Source organism: Rhizobacter sp. P2_H3 (genome assembly GCF_056403355.1).
Genome location: NZ_JBFUFQ010000309.1, coordinates 1 through 5,640, shown reverse-complemented (window position 1 = coordinate 5,640; position 5,640 = coordinate 1). Strand labels below are relative to the sequence as shown.

6 protein-coding genes are annotated in these 5,640 nt (G+C 69.1%); 2 read left to right on the top strand and 4 right to left on the bottom strand.

Annotation, left to right across the window (positions count from 1 at the left end; all coding sequences use genetic code 11):
* Together AC1D1T_RS29595 and AC1D1T_RS29590 are read right to left on the bottom strand one after the other, a co-directional pair.
* The coding region (locus tag AC1D1T_RS29595; RefSeq protein WP_477993037.1) for a response regulator at window positions 1-389 on the bottom strand (389 nt) is incomplete at its 3' end.
* A 472-nt stretch (window positions 390-861) separates the two neighbouring features.
* Complete coding sequence (locus AC1D1T_RS29590) at window positions 862-2,253, bottom strand: sigma-54-dependent transcriptional regulator (RefSeq protein ID WP_465114379.1); 1,392 nt, start codon at window positions 2,251-2,253, stop codon at window positions 862-864.
* 202 nt (window positions 2,254-2,455) lie between these two features.
* Between AC1D1T_RS29590 and AC1D1T_RS29585 the strand changes: the two genes are divergently transcribed.
* A complete protein-coding gene (locus tag AC1D1T_RS29585; RefSeq protein ID WP_465114380.1) occupies window positions 2,456-3,379 on the top strand; it encodes a hypothetical protein in 924 nt (307 codons plus the stop codon).
* Window positions 3,376-3,645, top strand: coding sequence for a hypothetical protein (locus tag AC1D1T_RS29580; RefSeq protein ID WP_047505515.1), 270 nt, complete (start codon window positions 3,376-3,378; stop codon window positions 3,643-3,645). Before AC1D1T_RS29585 ends, AC1D1T_RS29580 begins: the two co-directional genes overlap by 4 nt.
* Before the next feature lie 6 nt (window positions 3,646-3,651).
* Here AC1D1T_RS29580 and AC1D1T_RS29575 read toward each other — a convergent pair whose 3' ends face one another.
* Together AC1D1T_RS29575 and AC1D1T_RS29570 are read right to left on the bottom strand one after the other, a co-directional pair.
* Window positions 3,652-4,611, bottom strand: a complete 960-nt coding sequence (locus tag AC1D1T_RS29575; RefSeq protein ID WP_477826070.1) for a hypothetical protein — start codon at window positions 4,609-4,611, stop codon at window positions 3,652-3,654.
* Between the two features lie 67 nt (window positions 4,612-4,678).
* Window positions 4,679-5,640: sensor histidine kinase (locus tag AC1D1T_RS29570; protein ID WP_477993036.1), on the bottom strand; the 962-nt coding region annotated here is incomplete at its 5' end.

Below are 5,640 nucleotides of genomic sequence, written 5' to 3'. Positions count from 1 at the left end.
ATGCTGCAGCCGGCCACGCTCGGGCCGGTCTCGGCCGGGGCCGGCACGCGCCGGCGCGCCGCGGCGCCGATGCGCGCCAGCAGCTCGGCACCGCGCACCGGCTTCGCGACGAAATCGTCGACACCGGCGTTCAGCACGCGGGCCGCGGTCAGCGGGTCGGTGCGGCCGAGGGCGACCAAAGTCACTTCGGGATTCAGCCAGTTGCGGCGCCAGTCGACGAGCGCGCTGCAATCGGTGGCCGGGTCGTCGACGTCGACGACGATCAGTCCATGGTCGTCGCGCTTGATGCCGCGCAAGAGCGTACCGGTGGACGCGTAGACCTCGCACTGGAAACCGGCGCACTCCAGTGCGGTCCGCACGACCAGTTGCGTGTCTTTGTCTTCGATCAACAAGGCTGCTTTGTTCACGAGACTCCCCTATGTGTTTAATGATGTCTGACGGTCTCGTTCCGCAAGCCATGTGCCACGAAGCGATGTATGGCTGCGCGACGGCCCCGCCGCTTGCAAGCGGTTTCAAATTGACCTGCAAGTGCTTGATTCCTCGTGGCGCGCCGTGGAAACGAACGGGCGCGCCGATGCCACCCGGTACGCATCCGACAGCGCACGCGCCGGTGGGGCGAATCAAGTTTGAGAAGAACGCGAGGGGGTCTCTCTCACGACTGCGACAGGCGTCGAACGTCGCGTGACGGGACCGTTGCGCCTGGATTAACGATGCCTGCGGGCAGGTCTTCGTGCGGGCGTTCTGTCTGATGCCTCACGGCATCTGCAACGAACCGATCGCACCCGCAGTTCGTGCGCTGGAGTCCGCTATTTCGGACGGCACCTGCGACGCGCGCGGCGCAAAGGAGTATCGGGAATCGCCTCAGCCCGCCGGATCCGTGCTCGGGTCCTTGTACGCCGACGGGTCCACCGCCAGCGCCTTCAGCTTGCGGTACATCGTCGCCGGCGTCAGCGCGAGTTCGGCGCAGGCCGCCTTCACCGAACCGCCGTGGCGGCGCAGCGCTTCTTCGAGCAGGCTGCGCTCGATCATCGCGACCGATTCGTCGAACGAGCGCGGTGCCGAAGCCGTCGGCTCGCCGTCGACGAAGATCGGCAGGCCGAGGATCAGGCGCTCGGCGCAGGCCTTCAGCTCGCGCACGTTGCCCGGCCAGCGCGACGCGAGCAGCGCCTGGTGCTGGTCCGGCGTCAACGACGGCACCGGCATCTGGAAGCGCAGGCTCGCCTGCTGCACGAAGATCTGGAACAGCCCGAGGATGTCGCCCAGCCGGTCGCGCAGCGCCGGGATCTTCAGCGAGGCCACGTTGAGCCGGTAGAACAGGTCGGGCCGGAACTCGCCCTTCTTCGCCAGGTCTTCCAGGCTCACCTTGGTCGCCGCGACGACGCGGAAGTTCACCGGGATCGGCTTGTTGTTGCCCAGGCGCTCGATCTCGCGCTCCTGGATCACGCGCAGCACCTTGGCCTGCAGCGCGAGCGGCATCGCCTCGATCTCGTCGAGGAACAGCGTGCCGTCCTTCGCGTGCTCGATCTTGCCGATGCGCTGCTTGCCCGCGCCGGTGAAGGCGCCGGCCTCGTGGCCGAACAGCTCGCTCTCGAACAGGCTCTCGGGGATGGCCGCGCAGTTCAGCGCGACGAAGTTGCCGCTGCGCCGGCCGAAATCATGCAGGCAGCGCGCGACCAGCTCCTTGCCGGTGCCGGTCTCGCCGTGGATCAGCACGTCGACCGGTGTCGGCGCCAGGCGCAGGATCAGGTCGCGCAGCTCGCGCACCGGTGCCGCGTCGCCGCGCACGATCTGGTCGATGCCGGACGACTCGGCCAGCCGCGTCTTCAGCTGCCGGTTCTCCTGCACCAGCCGGTACTGGTCGGCCGCGCGCTGCACGACCGCCAGCAGCCGTTCGCGGCTGAACGGCTTCTCGAGGAAATCGTAGGCGCCCGAGCGGATCGCCTGGATCGCGGTCGGGATGTCGCCATGGCCGGTCATCAGCACCACCGGCAGGTCGGCATCCTTCTCGCGCGCGCGCTGCAGCACGAACAGGCCGTCGGCCTTCGGCAGCCGCAGGTCGGTCAGCACGGCGGCCGGCGCCACGGCGGCCATCTGCTCCATCGCCGATTCGGCGTCCTCGAACAGGCTGACCTCGTAGCCGGCCAGCTCCAGCGCACGCTTCACGCTGACGCGAAAGGCCTCGTCGTCCTCGATCACCAGCACGCGCGTCACCGGCGTGGTGGCAGGGCCGGCGGCTTTGGCGGGGTCTTGCATGGTCTTGTCGGGGATCGAGGGCTTCACGTGTCGGTTCGGTCAATGCAAGCAATGCGGCGATCGTAGCGCCCTGCCGGACGCTTGCGCGGGCGGCCGGGCGCAACTTCGCCGCGGCATGCGCCGCTTCGCACCGGGCCACCGCCGGCCCGGCCCGGCGGCCCTACCGTTGCGGTCAACGACGCCACCGCTGCAAGGAACCCGCATGCCTCCGATCAATCCGATGTTGCTGAAGAGCAGCGCCCAGGCGCTCGGTCGCGTGGCCCAGCAGGTTGCCAAGGCAGCGCCCGGCCTGGCCGAGAAGGCGACGGGTGCGACGCGCCTCGCCTCGAAGACGATGAGCGGATTGAGCGGGCTGAGCGAACGCCTGCCCTCGAAGCTGCCGAGCGCCGCGACGCTRCAACAGGGCCTCTCCGGCCTTCGCCCGCGCCTGCAGAACGCATCGCTGCTCGGGCAGATGGGCCGGCTGGGCGAGCAGGTGGCGCAGATGTCGCAACTGGCCCAGATGCTGCCGACCGGCCCCACGGGAGCAGCGGCACCGACCCGGCCTGCGGAATCCGAGAACCTCACGAAACCCACGACGCCGACCGCGAATCCCGGACACATCCCGCTGGGCCCGTTCGGCGCGATCCGCGACGCGGCGCACGCCGCGCTGAAGGGCCCGATGGCCGCGGCAGTGCGGGGCTCGGACCGCGCCTCGCGCGTGGCCGGCGAGTTCCTGCAGGCGCTGCACGACATCGAGGGCAGCGCGCTGTACCAGAACTTCGCGCCGCCCCTGGTGAACCAGATGCTCGGCGAGGCCAGGACGGGCCTGCAGGCGATCCACGACATGGTCCAGCGCTTCCAGTCCGGTCTCGGCAAGCTGGACGCCGCGCTGCAGCCGGCGCCGACCGGCGCGAAGCCGCCGCCGCTGCCCCCGAGGCCGACCACCCCGAAGCCGAGCGCCACCCTGCCGGCCTCGGCCAGCAGCACTGCCGCCACCGATGGGTCGGCGCCGAATGACAGCATGCGCACCGACGACGGCAAGCCGTCGTCGGCCTCGTCATCCGCCACGTCTGCCGACTTCTTCTCCGCGCAATCGACCCTGTCGAGCGCTCCGACCGCCTCGACCACCGGACCCACGAAATGACCCTGCACGCCACCCCCGCCAGGAATGACCTCGCCTTCGACGACCCCGCGTTCGACGAACTGCGCGACGAAGCCGTGCGCCGCTTCGAGGCGTTGGTCGACCGCGTGACGGACGGCCTGATGAGCGACCCGCTCGGCAACGGCCCGGCGCACGACCGCGAGGCCTGCAGGCTGGCTGCGATCGCGCTGCTGGCCGAGGCCAACCGCTCCGCATTCGGGGCGGATTCTCTCGTTGCGCAGGTGCTGGCCGGACCGCCCGCGTCATGAGATGAGTCAGTTCATCAACTGATTCATGAGCGATACCGACCACACCTGCACCAGCCCGGCCGCCAGCAGAAACTCCCCGATACCCTCGTCGTTCGCGTTCGAGTCCAACAGCACGCCCAATTCCCCGGTGTTCGTCTTCACCCACTCGAAGTCGTCCCTCTCCAGCGGCTGTTCAAGTTGAAGGGTCTGCGCGACATGAATGATCGCGCAGCACTGCTGCACGCTGATCCGGACCAGGTCATTCAGGATCAGGCTTTCCGCGCCCAGTGACTGCGGGCCCTTCGTCACATCCAACGGGTTTGCACCAGACAGGCTGTGCAACGAGGCCAGCACCACGACGCATATCTGCACGGACGGCCGCGGGCGCGTCTCGATCTCCTTGCAAAAGACTGCGTGGACATCGGCAAGCAGCGACTCGTGGCCTCGAAAGACCATCGCCAGCAGACCCCGACAGGTGATGGGGCAGACCGAGCACAAAGTCGCCATCTCCACCACGTGCTTCACGACCAACGAGCAGCCGTCGCGAGTCGAGTACATCGCCAAGCCACCGAGGGCGCTCCGCGCCGCCTTGACCACGGTCAGGCCGTACAGGATTCCCGCCGGCGTCAAGGGGAAGTCTGCCTTCAGGTAGCTCCCGGTGAACAGCTCTGCGCAATCCTGCGGCGTCTCCAGCTGGGAGATCGCCTCCAGAACCTGCCAATGCTCGGCCTTGAAGGCGAGTACTCCTCTGCGCTGGCCGATCGGCTCGCTGCTGATGCACATGCGGATGGCAGCCTCGCGCTCCGCAGTGGACTTCGACGCGTCATTCATGACCGACCAGAGTTGCTCGATCGGGTGGACCGACGGGTCTTCGCTCGAGTCCTCGAACGCTTCGGTTTCCGACGAACTCGCCGGCGGCGACCGCGGGGACGATGGCGTCGCCGGCAAGGCCTTCCTGGGTGACAAGTCAGACGCGGTTCGTTTCATGTCGTGCTCCTTCCACGCCGCATGAGTGGGGCCGCACGGCAAATCGTTCCATCGCAGGGGGGTGGAACTACAAACTCCCCGGCACCGTCGTCGGATCCTCCAGCGGCAGCCGCACATCGAACACCGCACCGCCGGCGCTGCCGTTGCGCGCGCGCAGGTCGCCGCCCATCTCGCGCATCACGTCGCGCGACAGCGCGAGACCGAGCCCCAGCCCGCGCCCGGCCGCCTTGGTCGAGAAGAACGGCTGGAACAGCCGCTCCAGCACCGGCGGCGCGAGCCCCGGGCCGTTGTCGGCCACGCTGAGCACGACGAACTCGCCGTCGCTCGCGCAAGCGAACTCGATGCGGCGCGGCTGCACCGGCTCCAGCACGTCGAGCGCGTTGTTGACCAGGTTCGCGATCACCCGCACCAGCTGGCCCTCGAAGCCGTGCGCCAGCGCATCGTCGAAGCCGATCTCGATCTCGCACGGCGTCTGCCCGAGCCGCGAGCGCAGCATGCCCAGCGCCTCCAGCACCGCCTGGCGCAGGCTCAGCTGCTGCACCTGCGCGGTCGAGCGCGCCGGGAAGGCGGCGAGCTGCGCGGTCAGGTCGGTCAGCCGGGTCGACAGCTTCAGCATCGTGCGCATGCTCGCCATCACCTCGCCCGTCTCGCCACTGTCGATCAGCTCCAGCGCCGTCTCGGCGACCAGCCGGATCGACGCCATCGGCTGGTTCAGCTCGTGGTTGATGCTCGCGACCAGGTGGCCGACGTTCGACAGCCGCTGCGCATAGGCCAGCGTCTGCTCGGTGCTGCGCAGCACCTGCTCGGCATCGCGGTCGAGCGCCAGCATCTCGGCGCGCAGCGCGATCGCCTCGCGCTGCTGCTCGGCGGCCACGCGCGAGCCTTCGGCGTAGGCTTCGTAGGCGCCGGGGTAGTCGCCCTGGTCTTCCAGCAGGTCGGCCAGCAGCAGCCGCGCGGCCACCAGCCGCGGCTCGTTCGGCAGCGTCTCGAGGTGGCGCACCGCGGCCCGCGCGCAGGCCACCGCCGCAC

What these genes read in the sequence shown, in the direction of transcription:
- AC1D1T_RS29590 (WP_465114379.1), bottom strand. Translation starts at nt 2,253, where the DNA reads ATGCAAGACCCCGCCAAAGCCGCCGGCCCTGCCACCACGCCGGTGACG.
- AC1D1T_RS29580 (WP_047505515.1), top strand. Translation starts at nt 3,376, where the DNA reads ATGACCCTGCACGCCACCCCCGCCAGGAATGACCTCGCCTTCGACGAC.
- AC1D1T_RS29575 (WP_477826070.1), bottom strand. Translation starts at nt 4,611, where the DNA reads ATGAAACGAACCGCGTCTGACTTGTCACCCAGGAAGGCCTTGCCGGCG.